This window comes from Mesorhizobium calcicola, assembly GCF_042682105.1.
GTDB classification, from domain to species: Bacteria; Pseudomonadota; Alphaproteobacteria; order Rhizobiales; family Rhizobiaceae; genus Mesorhizobium; species Mesorhizobium calcicola.
This window is the reverse complement of the sequence record NZ_JBHUGY010000031.1, coordinates 1-18,027: the sequence shown is the minus strand read 5'-3', so window position 1 is coordinate 18,027 and position 18,027 is coordinate 1. Positions and strand designations below refer to the sequence as shown.

The 18,027-nt window shown below is 64.9% G+C and carries 20 protein-coding genes; 6 read left to right on the top strand and 14 right to left on the bottom strand.

What is annotated here, in order from left to right:
• Positions 1-36: 36 nt before the first annotated feature.
• From ACFSQT_RS19995 to ACFSQT_RS19975, 5 genes are read right to left on the bottom strand one after another with little or no spacing between them, the layout of a single operon-like run.
• Positions 37-1,062: an ABC transporter substrate-binding protein gene (locus ACFSQT_RS19995; RefSeq protein ID WP_379021313.1), complete on the bottom strand. Its 1,026-nt coding sequence runs from the start codon at positions 1,060-1,062 to the stop codon at positions 37-39.
• Between the two features lie 52 nt (positions 1,063-1,114).
• A complete protein-coding gene (gene araD1 / locus ACFSQT_RS19990; RefSeq protein WP_379021311.1) occupies positions 1,115-2,113 on the bottom strand; it encodes an AraD1 family protein in 999 nt (332 codons plus the stop codon).
• 32 nt (positions 2,114-2,145) lie between these two features.
• Entirely contained in the window at positions 2,146-2,925 is a 780-nt protein-coding gene (locus ACFSQT_RS19985) for an SDR family NAD(P)-dependent oxidoreductase (RefSeq protein WP_379021309.1), read from the bottom strand.
• 11 nt (positions 2,926-2,936) lie between these two features.
• Positions 2,937-4,664 (bottom strand): IlvD/Edd family dehydratase, encoded by a 1,728-nt coding sequence (locus ACFSQT_RS19980; RefSeq protein WP_379021307.1) that lies wholly within the window; start codon positions 4,662-4,664, stop codon positions 2,937-2,939.
• Positions 4,661-5,452, bottom strand: a complete 792-nt coding sequence (locus ACFSQT_RS19975; RefSeq protein ID WP_379021305.1) for a FadR/GntR family transcriptional regulator — start codon at positions 5,450-5,452, stop codon at positions 4,661-4,663. Before ACFSQT_RS19975 ends, ACFSQT_RS19980 begins: the two co-directional genes overlap by 4 nt.
• A gap of 61 nt (positions 5,453-5,513) precedes the next feature.
• Between ACFSQT_RS19975 and ACFSQT_RS19970 the strand changes: the two genes are divergently transcribed.
• Positions 5,514-6,437 carry an aldose 1-epimerase gene (locus tag ACFSQT_RS19970; RefSeq protein ID WP_379021303.1) on the top strand — a complete coding sequence of 308 codons (924 nt, stop codon included), beginning with the start codon at positions 5,514-5,516 and terminating at the stop codon, positions 6,435-6,437.
• 31 nt (positions 6,438-6,468) lie between these two features.
• Here ACFSQT_RS19970 and ACFSQT_RS19965 read toward each other — a convergent pair whose 3' ends face one another.
• From ACFSQT_RS19965 to pcaQ, 9 genes are all read right to left on the bottom strand, one after another.
• The gene (locus tag ACFSQT_RS19965; RefSeq protein ID WP_379021301.1) at positions 6,469-7,914 is read right to left on the bottom strand and encodes an aldehyde dehydrogenase; all 1,446 of its coding nucleotides are present in this window, start codon (positions 7,912-7,914) and stop codon (positions 6,469-6,471) included.
• A gap of 75 nt (positions 7,915-7,989) precedes the next feature.
• Positions 7,990-8,775 carry a coniferyl-alcohol dehydrogenase gene (locus tag ACFSQT_RS19960; protein WP_379021921.1) on the bottom strand — a complete coding sequence of 262 codons (786 nt, stop codon included), beginning with the start codon at positions 8,773-8,775 and terminating at the stop codon, positions 7,990-7,992.
• Between the two features lie 2 nt (positions 8,776-8,777).
• Positions 8,778-9,842 (bottom strand): branched-chain amino acid ABC transporter permease, encoded by a 1,065-nt coding sequence (locus ACFSQT_RS19955; protein ID WP_379021299.1) that lies wholly within the window; start codon positions 9,840-9,842, stop codon positions 8,778-8,780.
• Complete coding sequence (locus ACFSQT_RS19950) at positions 9,839-10,735, bottom strand: branched-chain amino acid ABC transporter permease (protein ID WP_379021297.1); 897 nt, start codon at positions 10,733-10,735, stop codon at positions 9,839-9,841. The genes ACFSQT_RS19955 and ACFSQT_RS19950 overlap by 4 nt, the downstream gene beginning before the upstream one ends.
• Positions 10,732-11,460: an ABC transporter ATP-binding protein gene (locus tag ACFSQT_RS19945; RefSeq protein ID WP_379021295.1), complete on the bottom strand. Its 729-nt coding sequence runs from the start codon at positions 11,458-11,460 to the stop codon at positions 10,732-10,734. Before ACFSQT_RS19945 ends, ACFSQT_RS19950 begins: the two co-directional genes overlap by 4 nt.
• Complete coding sequence (locus ACFSQT_RS19940) at positions 11,457-12,200, bottom strand: ABC transporter ATP-binding protein (RefSeq protein WP_379021919.1); 744 nt, start codon at positions 12,198-12,200, stop codon at positions 11,457-11,459. Before ACFSQT_RS19940 ends, ACFSQT_RS19945 begins: the two co-directional genes overlap by 4 nt.
• Before the next feature lie 21 nt (positions 12,201-12,221).
• Positions 12,222-13,535: an ABC transporter substrate-binding protein gene (locus tag ACFSQT_RS19935; RefSeq protein WP_379021293.1), complete on the bottom strand. Its 1,314-nt coding sequence runs from the start codon at positions 13,533-13,535 to the stop codon at positions 12,222-12,224.
• Between the two features lie 55 nt (positions 13,536-13,590).
• Entirely contained in the window at positions 13,591-13,719 is a 129-nt protein-coding gene (locus tag ACFSQT_RS19930) for a hypothetical protein (protein ID WP_379021291.1), read from the bottom strand.
• A gap of 131 nt (positions 13,720-13,850) precedes the next feature.
• Positions 13,851-14,768 (bottom strand): pca operon transcription factor PcaQ, encoded by a 918-nt coding sequence (pcaQ, locus tag ACFSQT_RS19925; RefSeq protein WP_379021289.1) that lies wholly within the window; start codon positions 14,766-14,768, stop codon positions 13,851-13,853.
• Between the two features lie 93 nt (positions 14,769-14,861).
• On the opposite strand from pcaQ, the gene pcaD reads away from it, so the two are divergent.
• From pcaD to ACFSQT_RS19900, 5 genes are all read left to right on the top strand, one after another.
• Positions 14,862-15,671, top strand: coding sequence for a 3-oxoadipate enol-lactonase (gene pcaD, locus ACFSQT_RS19920; RefSeq protein ID WP_379021287.1), 810 nt, complete (start codon positions 14,862-14,864; stop codon positions 15,669-15,671).
• Positions 15,664-16,071, top strand: coding sequence for a 4-carboxymuconolactone decarboxylase (gene pcaC / locus ACFSQT_RS19915; RefSeq protein WP_192385201.1), 408 nt, complete (start codon positions 15,664-15,666; stop codon positions 16,069-16,071). Before pcaD ends, pcaC begins: the two co-directional genes overlap by 8 nt.
• Complete coding sequence (pcaH, locus tag ACFSQT_RS19910; protein ID WP_379021285.1) at positions 16,061-16,816, top strand: protocatechuate 3,4-dioxygenase subunit beta; 756 nt, start codon at positions 16,061-16,063, stop codon at positions 16,814-16,816. The genes pcaC and pcaH overlap by 11 nt, the downstream gene beginning before the upstream one ends.
• Complete coding sequence (gene pcaG / locus ACFSQT_RS19905) at positions 16,816-17,430, top strand: protocatechuate 3,4-dioxygenase subunit alpha (protein WP_379021283.1); 615 nt, start codon at positions 16,816-16,818, stop codon at positions 17,428-17,430. The genes pcaH and pcaG overlap by 1 nt, the downstream gene beginning before the upstream one ends.
• Positions 17,431-17,449: 19 nt before the next feature.
• On the top strand, positions 17,450-18,027 hold a 578-nt coding region (locus ACFSQT_RS19900; protein ID WP_379021281.1), incomplete at its 3' end, for a lyase family protein.

Genomic DNA, 18,027 nt, shown 5'->3' with positions numbered 1-18,027 from the left:
GACCGCCGGGTCCTTCGAAGGCTTCGTGCGAAAAGATCAGGGCGTGGCCTTGATCTCGTTCCACGTGTCCGACCGCTTCAGCGGGTCCTCGACATTGTTGAGCCAGACCAGCTTGTCGTTGCCGCCGGCGCTGCCCGTTTCCGTCACTGTGTTGCCGAAACCGGTGCGCTCGGAAAGCTCGCCGCTGAGCTTCTTGCTCAGCATGAAGTCGATCCATTTCTCGGCCGCCGCATTGTCGCGGACACCCTTGGAGATGACCCAGTTGTCGAGCCAGGCAAGCGCGCCCTCGCTCGGATTGACGTAGGCGACATGGGCGCCGATCTTCTGCAGCGCCTTGACCTGCTGCTGGCCGTAATTGGCCCAGATCAAGGCCACGTCATTGTTCTGATAGATCTGCTGAGCCTCGTCGGCGGTGGTGTAGAAGCTCAGCACATTGCGCTTGAGTTCGACCAACTTGGCCTTGACCGCAGCCATCTGTTCTTCATTCAGATTGAAGGGGTCCTTGTAGCCGAGCGTCAGCGCGGTGAAGGAGAAATTGTGCTCGCCATTGTCATAGGCCAGAACCTTGCCCTTGTAGGCCGGGTCCCACAGGACCGACATTGATGTCGGCGCCGGTTTGACCTTGTCGGTGTCGTAGATCAGGCCGATCGAGTCGAAGCAGAACGGAATACCATAGACCTTGCCGTCCTTAGTGACGCCGCTCACCGCGGTCAGATCGCGGAAGCGCGGCAGCACCTCTTTCTGGTTGGCCAGTTTCGCCACGTCGATCGGCGACACCAGATCGGCCTTGATGTAGCGCTGAAGCTGGGCGGTGTTGACGGCGAAGACGTCGAAGTCCTGCCCTTCGCTGCCCTTGATCTTGGCCCAGATCTCATCATCGCTGCCGATGAAGACGACATCGACGCCGATGCCGGTTGCAGCGGTGAAGTCCTTGACCCAGTCGGGGTCGGCGTAACCGTCCCAGGCCAGAACCCGGAGGTTCGCGGCCAAGGCTGCCGATGTCATCAGGCTGATGCCGAGGCCGATTGCCGCCATTCTTAGAAACAGTCTTTTCAGTCCCATTTTTAAACTCCCATTGTCGTTCTGATGGACCGCAGTTTCCGGACCTTCGCCGTCACAGCTGGGTGACGGCGACCAGTCCCTCGTCCGGCACCGACTCCATCCGGTTGCGCAATGGCTTGCCGAATGTCTGTGCCTGGATTTCATACTCGTCGCCGGGAGCTGTCTTGATGCCGGAGGCGTAACTCATCACCGCCGCGCCGAAGAAGTAGGCATGCAGGTCGCCTGCTCTGCGGTGCATCGGGTAGCGGAAATGGAAATGTTCGAGATTGGCGATCGAATGCGACATGTGCGCCTCGCCCGACAGGAACTCCTGCTGCCAGATGACGGTGCCGTCGCGCAGGATGCGCGAATGGCCGCGCACTTCATCGGGAAGGTCGCCGATCAAAAGCTCCGGGCCGATCGAGCAGGAGCGGAGTTTTGAATGGGCGAGATAAAGGTAGTTCTCGGCTTCCGTGACATGGTCGGAATATTCGTTGCCGAGCGCATAGCCGATGCGATAGGGGCGGCCATCCGGCCCATTGAGATAGAGCCCGACGATCTCGGCTTCTTCGGCGCCGGCGCGTGCGAAGGCCGGCATCGGCAGCGCAGCACCGGGCGGCACGACACAGGTGCCGACGCCCTTGAAGAACCATTCGGGCTGGATTCCGATCTGCCCTGCGGCCGGTTTGCCGCCCTCCAGACCCATGCGGAAGATCTTCAGTGAATCGGATTCCTCGGCGTCCTCGCCATGCGTAAGCACATGCATCTTGTCGCGTGCCGCGGCACTTCCGGTATGGGTCAGGCCCGTTCCGGTGACCAGGAAGCGCGCCGGTTCGGGATGATCGACCGGGGCCAGCACGCGGCCGTCGCGCAACAGCTCGTCATAGTCGACCGTTGCGGTACCCGTCCGCTTCTCGACGAGTGCGGCGATGGAAACGCCCTGCGCAATTGCCGCTTCGGCCAGCTCCAGCACGGTGTTGGCCTTTTCGAGCGGGTGCAGGCGATTGCCGTCGTCGGAGACACGGCCAACCCGCCTGTTGCCATCGGACATTCTGAACTGAACAAGACGCATGAGGTACCCTTCTTCCCTTGAAGCCGTGCCGGTCATACCCAGCCCGCATCGACTATGAATTGCTGGCTTGTGCACATGCGGCTGTCCTCGGCGGCCAGGAACAGCGCCATGCGCGCAATATCGGAGGGCTGCAGCCGGTCGGGCAGGCACTGCCTCTCCTCGATCTGCCGCTCTCCGGCCGGGTTCAGCCACAGGCGCATCTGGCGCTCGGTCATCACCCAGCCAGGCACCATGCAGTTGACGCGGATGCGCTCGGGACCAAGCTCGCGGGCCAGCGCCCTCGTCATGCCGTAAACCGCTGCCTTGGCCGTTACATATGCGGGGCAATCGGGATCGCCGACCATCCAGGTGATGGAACCGAAATTGATGATCGAGCCGCCGCCCAGCGAGGCCATCTGCGGGCGCACCGCTTGCGCCGCAAAGAACTGGTGACGCAAATTGACCGCCATGCGGTCGTCCCAATAGGCGACCGTCACGTCGTTGGTTTGATGGCGGTCGTCATTGCCGGCATTGTTGCACAGAACCTGGATCGGGCCGTTGTGCTGCATCGCTTGCACCGTTGCCGCCTGCAGTTGCTCGACGTTGCGCAGGTCGCAGGCAATGAACAGTGGCGCACGATGTCCATCGGCCGCGATCGCGTCGACCAGGCGCTGGGACGGCTCCTCGGCCCGATCGACAAAGGCAACGCGGCTGCCTTGCGCGCAGAAATGGCGCACCAGGCTTTCGCCGATGCCGCTGCCACCGCCGGTTATGAAGACGCTGCGACCCTTGAGGCTGGGATAGGTGGCGTAGCCGCCGATTTCATCCGTCATCGCGCGCCTCTCTAGTGGGAATGCCGGGGGATGCCGGCATCGCGCCGGCCGACGAGAAAGTCGAAATCGCAGCCCTTGTCGGCCTGCAGAACGCGCTCGACATAGAGGCTCTGGTAGCCGCCTTCGGGCGGCGCCGGCGGCTGCCAGTCATGCCGGCGGATAGCCAGTTCCTCGTCCGACACCAAAAGCTCCAGGCGCCGGCCGGCCACATCCAGCTCGATGAGATCGCCATCGCGCACCAGCGCCAGCGCTCCGCCGGCCGCTGCTTCCGGCGCCACATGCAGCACCACGGTGCCGTAAGCGGTGCCGCTCATGCGCGCGTCCGAGATGCGCACCATGTCGGAGACGCCTTGCTTCAGCAGCTTGGCCGGCAGCGGCATGTTGCCGACCTCGGCCATCCCGGGATAGCCACGCGGTCCGCAGTTCTTCAGCACCATCACCGAAGAGGCGTCGATATCCAACTCCGGATCGTCGATGCGGGCGTAGTAGTGCTCGATGTTTTCGAAGACGACCGCCTTGCCGCGATGCTGCATCAACTCGGGCGTTGCCGCCGACGGTTTGATGACCGCCCCGTTGGGCGCCAGATTGCCGCGCAGGATCGAGATGCCGCCTTCCCTGGTCAGCGGGTCGCTCAGCGGGCGGATGACCTCGCTGTTATAGTTGGGCGCGCCGTCGATCAACTCGCCAATGGTCTTGTTGCTGACGGTCATGGCGTCGCGATGAAGAAGCCCCACTTCATCAAGCGATGCCATGACCGCAGCCAGCCCCCCGGCATAGTAGAAATCTTCCATCAGGAACCGGCCCGATGGCATCAAATCGACAATGGTCGGAACGTCGCGGCCAAGGCGGTCCCAGTCATCGAGGCTGAGTTCGACACCGATCCGGTTGGCGATGGCGATCAGATGCAGCACCGCATTGGTCGAGCCGCCGATCGCACCGTTGACGCGAATGGCGTTCTCGAACGCTTCCTTGGTGAGGATCTGCGCAATCGTCACATCCTTGCGGACCAAATCGACGATCTGGCGTCCGGCCATCTGGGCGAGCACGCCACGGCGCGAATCCACCGCCGGGATGGCGGCATTGTCGGCCATGCCGATGCCGAGCGCCTCCACCATGCTGGCCATGGTCGAAGCCGTGCCCATTGTCATGCAGCTGCCCGCCGACCGGCTCTGGCCCTGTTCGGCGGCAAGGAAATCGGCGACCGGCATGCGGCCGGCCTTCACCTCTTCGGCAAACTTCCAGACATGCGTGCCCGAGCCGATATCTTGTCCGCGGAACTTGCCGTTGAGCATCGGTCCGCCGGAAACGGCGATGGTCGGCAGATTGCATGACGCAGCACCCATCAGCAGCGCAGGCGTGGTCTTGTCGCAGCCGACCAGCAGGATAACGCCGTCGACAGGATTGCCGCGGATGGATTCCTCGACATCCATGCTGACCAGATTGCGAAAAAGCATGGCGGTGGGGCGCATGTTGCTCTCGCCCAATGACATTACCGGGAATTCCAGCGGCAGGCCGCCGGCTTCATAGACGCCGCGTTTGACATGGTCGGCCAGGGCGCGCAGATGCGCATTGCATGGCGTCAGTTCCGACCAGGTGTTGCAGATGCCGATCACCGGGCGGCCGTCGAAAGCGTCGGCGGGAATGCCCTGGTTCTTCATCCAACTGCGGTGCATGAAGGCGTTCTTGCCTTCGCCGCCGAACCAGGCCTCGGACCGCAGCTTGCGTTTGGTCCCGGTCACGATGCCAGCTCCCGATTGGCGCGGCGCCTGTTGCGGTTCTCGACACTGCGGCGCACGTCTTCTTCGGCATCATCGATGAGCACCAGCAGCGCCCTTTGCGCGCCGGCTGCATCGCGCGCGGCGATCTTCTCAGCCACTTCCCGGTGCAGCGGCAAAGAGTGGCGCTGCCCTTCCGGATTGTCGTTGGAGAGGCGGAAGCTCATCACCAGCGCGGTTTCGACCAGAGCCGCGAGCGAGCCGATCAGCTCGTTGCCGGTCATGCGCAGAATGGTCTGGTGGAACAGCAAATCAGGCTTGGCGAAGCGGTCGCCGTCATCGACAACGGCTTCCATTTCGCCGAGCGCGGCATTGATCTCGGCGATCTGCGCCGGTGTGGCGCGCTGCGCGGCGAGTGCGGCCGACATCGGCTCGATGGCCCGGCGCAGTTCGAACAGCGCCCGGACATCGTCGGCGCTGACGCCGCCGGCGTAACGCCACGACAGGACGTCCGGGTCGAGGAAATTCCAGTCGGAGCGGGGACGCACCCTTGTCCCGGTCTTCGGCCGCGATTCGACAAGCCCCTTGCCGGCCAGCACCTTGATCGCTTCGCGCAGCACGGTGCGGCTGACCCCCAGCATCTCGCTGGAATCATCGGCATTGGGCAGTGCCTCGCCGGGCAGGAAATCGCCCTGCACGATGCGCAAGCCGATCTGCTCGACCACCGTCGCATGCAGCGCCGTGGAGCCGCTGGAAACCGCGACGGCGACGCGTGAAGTGCGCGCCGTACTGAAAGATTTCCTATTCTTCATACTATTCATATGATATGTCTTATAGGCATGGCGATTGGAGTCAAGGGATGGGGACGTGCCGATGACAAAGAATTCCGCAGCCGTTGCCGAGCAGCACGCAGAGCTGATTTCGATCAGCGACGGCATTGCGACGGCCGAGATTGCTCCGGCCGCCGGCGGTGCGGTTGCGTCGTATCGCTGGCGGCAAGATGGCTCTGTCGTGGACTGGCTACGCCCGGCCGATCCGGCGGCGATCAGCCGCCGCGATGCGGGCGCCATGGCCTGTTTCCCGCTGGTTCCCTATTCCAATCGCATAAGGGGTGGTCGCTTCGCATTCGCCGGCCGTACCATTGAGCTGCCGACAAGCCCGGATGACCCTCATCATGAGCACGGCCATGGTTGGCGTCGGCCATGGACAGTCGGGCGGCGCGAACCCAGCGCTGTCGTCTTGCGCTATCGCCACGCCGCCGATTTCTGGCCGTGGAACTACGCGGCCGAGCAAGTCATCTCGCTGGCCGATGGCTGTCTGAGCATCACCATCTCGCTGCGCAATCTCTCGGACACGCCAATGCCGGCCGGCTTCGGCCTGCATCCCTATTTCCCGTCGACGCCGTGGGCGCATGTCCAGGCGCCGGTGTCCGGCATGTGGGAGACCGATGCGGACATCCTGCCAACCCGCCACGTCCCGCCGCCCGCCGGTGCCAACCCGACCACGGGCTTCGATGTGTCCGAGACGGACTTCGACACCGTCTTCACCGGATGGACGCGCAGCGCCCGGATTTCCTGGCCGGAGCACGGACGGCAACTGGACATCGAGGCCGAAGCGCCGCTCGATTTCCTCGTTCTCTACACGCCGCCCGGTGAGCCGTTCTTTTGCGCCGAGCCGGTCACCAACATCACCGACGCCTTCAACCGCGACACGAGCATCGACACCGGCTGCATCGTGCTGGCGCCCGGCCAGATACGATCCGCAAGGGTTCGCTTCACGCCCTCACAGGCGGCCTGATCGCAATGTAGAACCGTCCAAAGGGGGCGGTTCAGAATGGATAATGCTGGCCCGGATCCTCTATCGTCACCCAGCGCAAATCGGTGAACTCGGCGATCGAGGCCTTGCCGCCGAACCGGCCGTAGCCCGAGCCCTTGACGCCGCCGAACGGCATCTGTGCCTCGTCGCCGACGGTCGGGCCATTGATGTGGCAGATGCCGGCTTCGATGCGGGCGGCAACCGCCATGGCGCGCTTGATGTCGCGGCTGAACACGGCTGACGACAGGCCGTATTCGGTGTCGTTGGCGACACGCACGGCCTCGTCCTCGCCCTTCACCCGGATCACCGGCTTGACCGGCCCGAACGATTCTTCGGCATAGACGCGCATCGCCGGCGTGACATGGTCAAGCAACGTCGCCTCCACCACGGTGCCGGTGCGCTTGCCACCGGCCACCAGTCTGGCGCCCTTGGCGACGGCATCGGTGACGAGTTCCTCCATCTTGTCGGCCGCCTGGCTGCTGATCAGCGATCCCAGCACGACGTGGCCGCGCGGATCGCCGGCCGGCAGCGCCGAGGCGCGAGCCGCGAGTTTTGTCACGAATTCATCGGCGACCTTCTCATCGACGATCAGCCGCTCGGTCGACATGCAGATCTGGCCCTGATGCATGAAGGCGCCGAAGGTGGCGGCGTTGACCGCCGCATCGATGTCGGCATCGTCCAGCACCAGCAGCGGCGCCTTGCCGCCGAGTTCGAGCAGCGCCGGCTTCAGGTGCCGGCCGGCAAGCTCGGCGATGATCCTGCCGACCTTGGTCGATCCGGTGAAGTTGACGCGTTTGACCGAGGGATGCGCGACCAGCGCCTCGACGATGCCGGCGGCGTCCTTCGGATCGTTGGAGACGACATTGATGACGCCCTTGGGCAGGCCGGCCTCGACCAGCACCTGGCCGATCAGCCGATGCGTGCCAGGGCACATTTCGGATGCTTTCAGCACCACCGTGTTGCCGCAGGCGATCGGCATGGCGATGGCGCGGGTGCCGAGAATGACCGGCGCATTCCAGGGCGCGATGCCGAGGCACACACCGGCCGGCTGGCGGATCGCCATGGCCAGCGTGCCCGGCTTGTCGGACGGGATGATCTCGCCCGAGATCTGCGTCGTGATCGCCGCCGCCTCGCGCAGCATGTTGGCCGCCAGCATGACGTTGAAGCCAGCCCACGGGCCGGTGGCGCCTGTCTCTTCCACCATCAGCCTGGTGAACTCGCCGACCTTCGAGGCCATCACGTCAGCGGCCTTGGTCAGCAAGGCGCGGCGCTCACCCGGCCCGGTCTTCGACCAGGCCGGGAAGGCGGCCGCCGCGGCTTCGACCGCGGCATTGGCGTCGGCAACGCTCGCTGCTGCGGCACGCGTCGCCAGCCTGCCGGTGAACGGGTCCATGCGATCGTAGGACGCCGCACCTGAGGCAGCCCGTTCGTCGCCGTCGATCAGAAGTCCGATGTCCATGACTGTCTCCATCCCTCTATTCTTGTTTGACCATGATCTTTCCGAAAACCGGTCCCAACTTTTCGGGATCAGGGTCTAGAATCCGAACATTTCGGCGTTGATCGATGCTTCGAGGCCACCATCGACAGGCACGTTGGCGCCGTTGATCCAGCGCGCGCCGTCCGAGCACAGGAACAGCACCACCGGCGCGATGTCGCCCGCGGTGCCGGCGCGTCCGACCCTGGCAATGTCGCTGTCGACGCGGGCGTCGCCGAGCACGCTGCGGAACTGCTTCAGGATTGGGGTCTCGACCGGGCCGGGGCTCACCGCATTGACGCGGATGCCGCGGCGTTTGAACAGGTCCTGGTGCGCCGCGCGGAAGGTCCACAAGAGCAGCAGTTCCTTGGAGACGGGATAGCCTTCCTCGTTCCTGACGGCGTGGTCGCGGACCACCTCGGCGACATCGGGAAAGCCCACGATGCCGACCATCGAGGCGGCGCGGTTGAGGTTGGCGCGCCAGCCATAGCCGGCGATCGAGGCGACGTTGACGACGGCGCCGCCTTCGCGAATTTTCGGCGCGACGGCTTCGGACAGTGCGCGCAAGCCAAAGAAGTTGACGGCCAGCGTCGCTGCCGCGCCGGTGCTGCCGGAGAGGCCGGCGACATTGCAGAGCGCGTCGATGCGCTGCGGCAGGCGCGCGACGAGATCGTCGACGCCGGCCTTCGACGAGATGTCGGCCTTGACGAAATTGCCGACCGCTGCAGCCGGCTCGCGCACATCGACGCCGATCACGTCGGCGCCGAGCTGGCCGGCGAGCTCCTCCGTGCGTGCGCCGATGCCGGAGGCGACGCCGGTGATGAGGATGGTCTTGCCGAAAAGCATGGTCATGCCCTCTCCCGAGATGTTGTGGCTTGCTGTGGCGAGGGCGACGCGTCGCCATCGGTGGGATCGGCTGGAAGCCTGACGCGATAGCCGACCGGCAGCAGGCGCAGGCCAAAGCGCTCCTCGATCGTCCCCCACAGGCCGCGCGGCAGGAAGAGCGAGAACAGCACGGCCGTGGCGCCGAGGCCGACCAGATACCAGACGCCGGTGCCGCCGAACCAGGTCTCGATGAGGAAGAACACCAGCGCGCCTAGAATGGCGCCCTCGAAAGTGCCGATGCCGCCGACCAGCACCATGAAGATCATGTAGGCTGTCCATTGCACGTTGAAGTAGGTCTTCGGCTGGAAGGTGATGGAGGTTGCCAGCCACAGTGCGCCGGCAATGCCGATGCCGAAGGCGGCAAGCACGAACAGCAGCCGCTTGGTGCCGGTGACGCGCACGCCGACCGACGCGGCGGCGTCCTCATTGTCGCGGATCGCACGGATCGCCGCACCCGTGCTGCCGCGCAGCAGGCCGAACAGGACCGCAAGCAGCGCGGTCATGGAGGCCAGCGCCAGCCAGTAGATCGTCGCCCGCCTTGTCCCGGCGTCGTAGACATTGAGCGAGATCAGCGACGTGCCGGTTTCGCCCTGCACCAGCCGGTCGAGATTGACCAACAGATGCGTCAGTGCCGCAATGACCCACATGCCGATGGCGAACTCGCCGTTCCTCAGCCGCAGCATGAACAGCGACAGCGGGATAGACACCACGCCGACGACAATTCCGGAGGCGAAGAGCGCCAGGAACGGGTTGAGGCCCGCATCGGCCAGCCGGATGGCGAAATAGGCGCCGAGCCCGAAGAACACCTGCTGCCCGACCGAAACCAGCCCGCCGAAGCCAGCCAGCGCATTCCACATCGCCGCCAGGATCACATAGATGAACAACGCGGTCATCCGGTCGACCGCGCCGGCCGACAGGAACTGCGGCGCGATCGCAAGCAGCGCGATGATGACGGCCACCGCCATCGCCGCGATGCGCGACGCAGCCGTGCCGCGCTCGATGACAGGCATGGTGGCCGACGCGCTCATGACGTCTTGCCCGATGGCAGGCGCAACAGGCCGCGCAGGCCGAGGCCGGACGCGGACAGCCGCACGAACAGCACGACAAGGAAGACAGCGTGGCCGCCGATCAGAAACCCTTGCGGATGCACTTGCGCGCCGAGCGTCTGCGCAAGCGCCAGCACGATGCCGCCGATCAGCGTTCCCCACAGCGAACCGGCACCGCCGATCACCGCCGCCTCGAAGGCGAACAGCAATTGCGGCGCGCCGGCATAGGGATCGAAGGTGGCGCGCATGCCCAGGAACGCGCCCGCAAGACCAACCGTGACCATCGCGATGGCGGCGGCAATCGCATTGGCGCGGCGTGCATCGACACCGACCAGGCCGGCGGTGTCGGGGTCTTCCGAAGTGGCGCGGATCGAGCGGCCAAGCCTGGTGCGGGTGAGGAACAATTGCAGCCCGCCGAGCAAGACCACGGCGGTAGCGAACATCATCACCGCGAGCTTGCCGACATAGATGCTGCCAGGCCATTCCCAGGAATCATAGGACAGGCTGCCGATATAGGGCGCCAGCGAACGGGTGTCGGCGCCGAACTGCTCGAACAGCAGATTGTCGATGACGATGGCCAGGCCGAACGTCGTCAGGATCGGCAGCAGGGCTCCACCGCGCGCGCTGCGTTCGAGCAGGAACCGCTGCAGCGCCCAGCCGATCGCCGCCATTAGCGGCAGGACGATGAGCAGGCCGACAAAGGGCGAGACATGATACCGCGAGGCCAGCCACCACAGCGCATAGGCGGAAAACACCGCAAGGCCGCCATGGGCGAGATTGATGATGCGCATTACCGAAAACATGAACGACAGGCCGCAGGCGATCAGCGCGTAGTAGCCGCCGAGAAGGATGCCCTGGATGATCTGGTTGCTCATGCCGCGATGCCCCCGGTGCTTGTCCGGTGCAGGCCGAAATAGGCCTTCGTCACCTCGTCGCGCGAAACCTCCTTGCTCGGTCCTTCGAGCGCGATACGCCCTTCGAGCATGCAGATGACCCTGTCGGAGACCGCGAGCGCCCGGTTGAGGTCCTGTTCGACCAGGATGATCGTCGTGCCTGAAGCGATCAACCCTTGCAGCGCCGCGTAGACACGGTCGACGATCAGCGGCGACAGGCCGAGCGACACCTCGTCGAGCAGCAGCACGTCCGGATTGCTCATCAAGGCGCGGCCGATCGCCGTCGCCTGCTGCTCGCCGCCCGAGAGATGGCCCGTCTTGGCATGGCGGCGCGGCTTCAGGTTTGGGAACATCTCGAGCACCCTGTCGACGCTCCAGTCGCCCGGCCGGCCGGCGGTCCTGCCGAGCAGAAGGTTCTCCTCGACCGTCATCTGCACGAACAGTTTGCGCCCCTCCGGCACCAGCGCGACGCCCATGCCGACGCGCCTATGCGACGGCACACTGGTGAGATCGGCACTGTCCAGCAGCACGCGGCCGGCCGTCGGCTGATGCGCGCCGGCGATTGCCCTCAGCAGCGTCGTCTTGCCGGCGCCGTTGGCGCCGACCAGCGCCAGCGTCTCGCCGCGTTCGACAGTGAAGCTCACGCCGCGCACCGCCTGTAGCAGGCCGTGCCGGACAACCAGGTCCTCGACCGACAGCAGGCTCATTTCGGGCCTCCGCCGAGATAGGCGCGCACGACCTCGGGGTCGGCCATCACCGCTTGCGGCTCGCCGTCGGCGATGATTCTGCCGGCGTCCATGCAGATCAGCCGCTCGGCCACCTGCAGCAGGATATGCACAATGTGCTCGATCCAGACGATGCCGATCTTGCGCCGGCGCAATTCCTTGATCGTGTCGACAAGTTCGCCGGCTTCGCCGTCGGTCAGTCCACCGCCGATCTCGTCGAGCAAAAGCAGCGTCGGTCTTGCCGCAAGCGCCCGCGCCAGTTCCAGCCGCTTGCGGTCGAGCAGCCCGAGCGTTTCGGCACGCCGGTTGGCAACGCCAAGCATGCCGCACAGTTTCAGCGAGCCGAGGGCTTCCTCGTAGGCCTCGTCGCGGCTGAGGCCGGCGCCATGCGATGCCGCGACGAAGACATTCTCGAAGGTGGTCATGCCGCTGAATGGCTTCGGCACCTGGTGCGTGCGCACCAGGCCGAGCCGGCAGCGCTGCGTCGCCGACAGCGGCGTCACGTCGCCGCCCTTGAAGCTGACCGTGCCTGAGCTTGGTGGAAAAGCCCCGGCCAGCACACTGAGCAGCGTGGTCTTGCCGGCGCCGTTCGGGCCGACAATGCCGACCGCCTCGTCGGCCCCCATGGTGAAGTCGACGGCATCCAGCACCACAAGTGCGCCGAAGCGCTTGTGGATACCGGCGGCGGCGAGAATCGCCTGTTGCTGCGGATGGGTCACCAGGCGATCCTCGTCAGCGGTCCATCAACCGTTGTAAGGCAGAAGCTTGGCTTCGACGGGCACTTTCGGGTCGGTGGCGTTTTCGGTCACCACATAATCGAGCGGGAACTTGGCTCCTTCCTTGGCGGCCACCCACTGCGTGCCGATGATCGGTCCGGGCGAGACATTGGCCACCGGCCCGCTGGTGAAGTCGACCTTGCCGATCATGGTCTCGGTCTTGAGCTGGCTCAGCGCCTTGGCCACCGCCGCCTTGTCCTTGGCGTCGCTGCTTGCCTTCAGCGCTTCGAAGCCGGCGTCGAGCAACGACATCGAGGCGCCGAGCTGCTGCGTCCACTGCTTGCCGCTCGCCGCCTCATAGCCGTCGGCCAGCTCGGCTCCCGAAACGCCGGTCAGCGGCGATTTGTAGGGGAATGCCTTGTGCCAGTAGGCGGCGCTCGAAATCTTCATGCCGAGATCGCCGAGTGCCTCGATATCGGACGGGAACAGCCCGGTCTTGGCGACCTGGCAGATCTTGACCTGCTTGATCAGGCCCTGTTGTGCCGCCTGGCGCCAGAAGGCGGCGAAATCCGGCGGGATTGGGAAGGAGTTGAAGATCTCGACGCCTTCCTGCTTGAACAGCGCGATCTGCGAGGAATAGTCGGTGGTGCCGGTTTCATACGCGCCGGGATCCACGATGGTGAACCCTTGCTTGGCCAGCAGCGGCGCCAGATTGGCGCGGATGGCGTTGCCGTCGGCGTCGTTCGGATACATGACGCCGACCTTCTTGTTGGTCTCGATCAGGTTCCATTGCGAGATGTAGGTCTTGAAGAACTCGCCGACGCCGAAGCCGAAATGATAGGTCCATTTGAACGGCGAGGGCGCGCCGGGCTTGGCGCCACGGCCGAAATACCAGGCCTCCCAGGGCATGACGGTCGACAGACACGGCACGCCGGCAGCTTCGCAGGCGTCGGCCACCGGGTTGATCACTTCGGGCGTCGACACCGCCAGCATCAGGTCGATGGCCTGGTTGTTGATCAGGTCCTTGGCAAGCTGGCCCGCGCGGGAGGGATCCGATTGCGTGTCCTGGTCGAGGATTTCGACGCTGTATTTCTTGCCGCCGATGTCGAGCCCGCCGGCCAGCGCCTTGCGGGCCAGGTCGAGCACATAGCCGTCGGTCTGGCCGAAGCCGGCGAGCGGCCCGGTGCGCGGGCTGACGAAGCCGACCTTGAGCGTGTCGCCTGCCTGGGCAAAGGCGCGGCGGCCGCCAAGTGCCAGCGCCGTGCCGCCGGCGATCGATGTCGCGATGAACTGGCGTCGCGATAGGCCTGGAATGGTGGATCTGCTGCCGATATGGGTCATGTGCTCCTCCCTCTGTGGTGGCACCGGTGGCACCGTGCGGCAACCACCGGTTCGTTCAACGCTCGTGCCGCTCGGGACGGTGATTCACCGCCACCCTCCTCAGCCATGCATCGTTGGCCGCATGGCTGTTCGCCTTGATCTGGCAAGGCTGCAGCGCTGCGTCGCCGATGGCGATGAATGGCACGATTTTGGTCCTCCGTCGCCACAGTGCACTACGGGTTTGGTTCGGTAAAATGATATTTTGCGGTGTTTCATTAACCCCTGGGTTAGGAAACGCGCAACCGGGAAGACGCCTGGTTGGAATGTTCCGAGACGTCAGCCGCCTTGTCTTGCCGCCTCGCGGATGGTCTGCAGCAGGATGGTGAAGGCCGGCGAGGGCGCGGTGTCCGTCCGCATCGTCAGGCCGACCGGCCCCTTGGTTTCCTCGGTGTTGACCGGCAAGGCGACGAAGGCGCCGCTGCCGAGTTCGTTGGCAACGACGCCGGCCGAAATGATCCAGACGGCATTGCTCTGCCGCAGGAAGGCGCGACCGAAGGAGTCCGAGACGGTTTCGATCTCGGTTGCCGGCGCGGTCATGCCGTTGGTGATGAACAGCCGGTCGACGAAGGGACGGATGACCGATTCCCGTGTCGGCATCAGCATCGGGAATTCGTCGAGCCGCGCGAACACATCCTCATCCGGATCAAGCAGCGGATGTCCCGCCCGCACCACGAACAGCACCTGTTCGGAGTAGAGGTGCTCGAAGAAGAAGCCGGTCATGTTCTCCGGCGCCGCCAGCCGCCCGACGACGAGATCCAGCGCGCCGATGCGCAATTGTTCGAGCAGCACCGCGTTCTCGCCGGTGACGATCTTGATCGCCGCACCGGTGCCCTCCTTGAGGAACAGGCTGATAGCAAGCGGCATCACGCGCGCCGACACCGTCGGCAGCGCGCCGATGCGGATCGGGTGCCGGTTGATCGCCCCGTCCTGCCTGACGGAATCGACCCCTTGCTTGAGCGCCGTGATCGCCGTGCCGGCATGGCGAAGGAAGATCTCGCCGATGCGCGTCAGCCGGATGCCGCGGCCATCGCGTTCAACCACCGCCACGCCGAGCGCTTCTTCCAACTCACGCAATGTCTTGGTCACCGCCGGCGGGCTGACATGCAGGAAGTCGGCCGCTCTCGCCACGCTTCCCTGCCGCGCGACTTCCAGGAAGGCCTGCAGGTGACGGAACCGGATGCGGCTCTCGGACATGGATTTGATAACCCCTGAGTTAATGAAGTGGCACAAAATATCATTTTACCGAACCAAATGCCTTGTGCAATGTGGAGATGGAGGACCGAAATCGTGCCATTCGTCACCATTGGCGGCATCACGCTGCACCACCGTCACGTCGAGGCGAACGGCAAGGCGCGCCCGATCGTGTTCATCAATTCGCTCGGCACCGACTTCCGGATCTGGGACCAGGTCCTGTCGATCCTGGGCCGGGAAATGCCTTCGCTGGTCTATGACAAGCGCGGTCACGGGCTCTCCGATATCGGCGACATCAGGTCCATCGACGATCATGTCGATGACCTCTGCGGCCTCATCGATCACTTCGGTCTTGGCAAGGTGGTGTTGTGCGGCCTGTCGGTCGGCGGTCTGATTGCCCAGGGATTCCACGCCAGGCGCCCCGAAGGCGTCGAAGGTCTGATCCTGTGCGACACGGCCCACAAGATTGGCACCATCGACGGCTGGAACACGCGCATCGCAACGATCGAGAGCAAGGGGATCCAGGAGATTGCCGACGGGGTGCTCAAAGTGTGGTTCACCCCCAGCTTCCACGCAACGCGTTCAGCCGAGCTCGACGGCTACTGGAACATGCTGACCAGGCAGGCGCTCGCCGGCTATGTCGGGACATGCGCGGCCGTTCGCGACGCCGATTTCACCGAGGCCGCGCGCCGCATCGCCGTGCCGACGCTTTGCATCGCCGGCGACCAGGACGGCTCGACGCCTCCCGATCTGGTCCGCTCGCTGGCCGATCTGATCCCCGGTGCGCGCTTCGAGATCATCCGCGACGCCGGGCATATTCCTTGCGTCGAACAGCCTGAAGCGCTGACCGCCCTGATCCGCGATTTTATCGCATCGCTTGCCCTTGGAGCCGAAACCCATGGATGAAGTCCCCGGCAACGCAGCCAGATATCGCACGGGCCTCGCGGTGCGGCGGTCCGTGCTCGGCGATCCGCATGTCGACCGGGCCGAGGTCGCCGCCACCGATTTCGATCAGCCCTTTCAGGACCTGATCACCGAGGCCGCCTGGGGAACGGTGTGGGCACGGCCGGGCTTCACCAAGCGCGAACGTTCGATCGTCACGCTGGCGCTGCTGGCAGCACTCGGCCATGATGAGGAGGTCGCCATGCATGTGCGCGCCACCGCCAACACCGGTGCCTCGCGCGACGACATCTGCGAAGCCTTCCTGCATGTCGCCATCTATGCCGGCGTGCCGGCCGCCAACCGTGCCTTCAGAATAGCCAAGGACGTGTTTTCGGAAATGGACGGAGCCAAGAATGCCAGCTGAGTCCGGCTCGAACCGCAGGCCCGAGACCGGCGCCTTCTTCCAGCGCGACCGGACCTGGCATCCGCCGGCGCTGACGCCGAACTACAAGACCTCCGTGCTGCGCTCGCCGCAGAAGGCGCCGCTCGCCTTCGACAACACGCTGTCGGAAATTGTCGGCCCGGTCTTCGGTCACGCCGTGCTGGGTGAACTAGACGCCGACCTGATCCACAATTTCGCCAGACCCGGCGAGAGCGCCATCGGCGAGCGCATCATCGTCTATGGGCGGGTGCTCGACGAACGTGGCGTTGGCGTACCCGGCGCACTGCTCGAATTCTGGCAGGCCAATGCCGGTGGCCGCTATCGCCACAAGAAGGATGGCTATCTGGCGCCGCTCGACCCGAACTTTGGCGGCTGCGGTCGTGCCATCACCAGTGAGGATGGCGGCTATGCCTTTCGCACCGTCAAGCCCGGCCCCTATCCCTGGCCGAACGGGCCGAACGACTGGCGGCCCTCGCATATCCACTTTTCGGTCTTCGGCCATGGTTTCGCCCAGCGGCTGATCACGCAGATGTATTTCGAGGGCGACCCGCTCATCTGGCACTGCCCGATCGCGCGCGGCATCCCCGACAGGGCGGCCATCGAAACGCTGATCGCCGCGCTCGACATGCAGGCGACGATCCCCTTCGACGCGCGCGCCTACAAGTTCGACATCGTGCTGCGCGGGCGCCGCTCCTCGCTGTTCGAAAACAGGCTGGAGGGCAATTGATGACGCAGTCGCTCGACCGGCTCAGGGAAAGCCCCTCGCAGACCGCGGGACCCTATGTCCACATCGGGCTGACGCCCAATTTCTGCGGCATCGGCGGCGTCTACGCGAGCGACCTTGGTGCGACCATGGTCAACGACAAGACCAAGGGCGAGCGTATCGGCCTGCGCATTCGGGTGATCGACGGCACCGGCACGCCGCTCAAGGACGCGCTGGTCGAGATCTGGCAGGCCGATGCGGACGGGCTTTACAATTCGCCGGCGGAGCTGCGCGGCACGGCCGATCCGAATTTCCTCGGCTGGGGCCGTTGCCCGACCGACATGGACACCGGCCTGTGCACCTTCGACACCATCAAGCCGGGCCGCGTGCCATCAAGGGATGGCAGCCTGATGGCGCCGCACATCACGCTCTGGATCGTCGCCCGCGGCATCAATCTCGGCCTGCACACAAGGCTCTACTTTTCCGATGAGGAAGAGGCCAATGCGCAGGATCCGATCCTGGCGCGCATCGAGCACCGCGTTCGCGTGCCGACGCTGATCGCCGAGCGCACCGGCGATATCTATGTCTTCGACGTCCATCTCCAGGGGGAGAAGGAAACGGTCTTCTTCGACAGCTGATGCTCAGGAGACTTGCGACATGACCGTATCGCCCTTCGACCATCCACTGCTCTCCGCTCTTCTCGGCGACGGGGAAGCGAGCCGGCATTTTTCCGTCGAGGCGGAAATCGAGGCGATGCTGGCCTTCGAGCGTGCGCTGGCCGAAGTGGAGGCGGAAAACGGCATCATCACCAAAGATGCGGCGGCAGCGATCGTGGCGGCGCTTGCCACGTTCCGGCCGGACACCGGCTTGCTGCGGGAAGGTGTCGCCAGGGACGGCGTCATGGTACCGGAACTGGTGCGCCAGATCAGGGCAGCGGTCGGCGAACCGCATGGCCAGAAAGTGCATTTCGGTGCGACCAGCCACGATGTGATCGACTCAGGGTTGATGCTTCGGCTCAAATCCGTCGTCGAGCATCTCGGCCTGCTGTTGACCGAGACCGTCATGCGCCTCGCCTCGCTCGAAGAGCGTTTCGGGGGCAGGGCGCTGACCGGGATGACGCGCATGCAGAAGGCGATCCCGATCAAAGTGGCGGATCGCGTCATGGCGTGGCGGGCGCCGCTGCAGCGGCACCAGGAGAGATTGTCGGAACAGTCGAGGCGACTGATGGTGGTGCA

Excerpts from the sequence above, each read along its gene's own strand:
- ACFSQT_RS19965 (WP_379021301.1), bottom strand. The coding sequence starts at position 7,914 with ATGGACATCGGACTTCTGATCGACGGCGACGAACGGGCTGCCTCAGGT.
- ACFSQT_RS19970 (WP_379021303.1), top strand. The coding sequence starts at position 5,514 with ATGACAAAGAATTCCGCAGCCGTTGCCGAGCAGCACGCAGAGCTGATT.
- pcaG (WP_379021283.1), top strand. The coding sequence starts at position 16,816 with ATGACGCAGTCGCTCGACCGGCTCAGGGAAAGCCCCTCGCAGACCGCG.
- ACFSQT_RS19935 (WP_379021293.1), bottom strand. The coding sequence starts at position 13,535 with ATGACCCATATCGGCAGCAGATCCACCATTCCAGGCCTATCGCGACGC.
- ACFSQT_RS19995 (WP_379021313.1), bottom strand. The coding sequence starts at position 1,062 with ATGGGACTGAAAAGACTGTTTCTAAGAATGGCGGCAATCGGCCTCGGC.
- ACFSQT_RS19945 (WP_379021295.1), bottom strand. The coding sequence starts at position 11,460 with ATGAGCCTGCTGTCGGTCGAGGACCTGGTTGTCCGGCACGGCCTGCTA.
- araD1 (WP_379021311.1), bottom strand. The coding sequence starts at position 2,113 with ATGCGTCTTGTTCAGTTCAGAATGTCCGATGGCAACAGGCGGGTTGGC.
- pcaC (WP_192385201.1), top strand. The coding sequence starts at position 15,664 with ATGGATGAAGTCCCCGGCAACGCAGCCAGATATCGCACGGGCCTCGCG.
- ACFSQT_RS19955 (WP_379021299.1), bottom strand. The coding sequence starts at position 9,842 with ATGAGCGCGTCGGCCACCATGCCTGTCATCGAGCGCGGCACGGCTGCG.
- ACFSQT_RS19975 (WP_379021305.1), bottom strand. The coding sequence starts at position 5,452 with ATGAAGAATAGGAAATCTTTCAGTACGGCGCGCACTTCACGCGTCGCC.
- pcaH (WP_379021285.1), top strand. The coding sequence starts at position 16,061 with ATGCCAGCTGAGTCCGGCTCGAACCGCAGGCCCGAGACCGGCGCCTTC.
- ACFSQT_RS19950 (WP_379021297.1), bottom strand. The coding sequence starts at position 10,735 with ATGAGCAACCAGATCATCCAGGGCATCCTTCTCGGCGGCTACTACGCG.
- pcaQ (WP_379021289.1), bottom strand. The coding sequence starts at position 14,768 with ATGTCCGAGAGCCGCATCCGGTTCCGTCACCTGCAGGCCTTCCTGGAA.
- ACFSQT_RS19960 (WP_379021921.1), bottom strand. The coding sequence starts at position 8,775 with ATGCTTTTCGGCAAGACCATCCTCATCACCGGCGTCGCCTCCGGCATC.
- ACFSQT_RS19985 (WP_379021309.1), bottom strand. The coding sequence starts at position 2,925 with ATGACGGATGAAATCGGCGGCTACGCCACCTATCCCAGCCTCAAGGGT.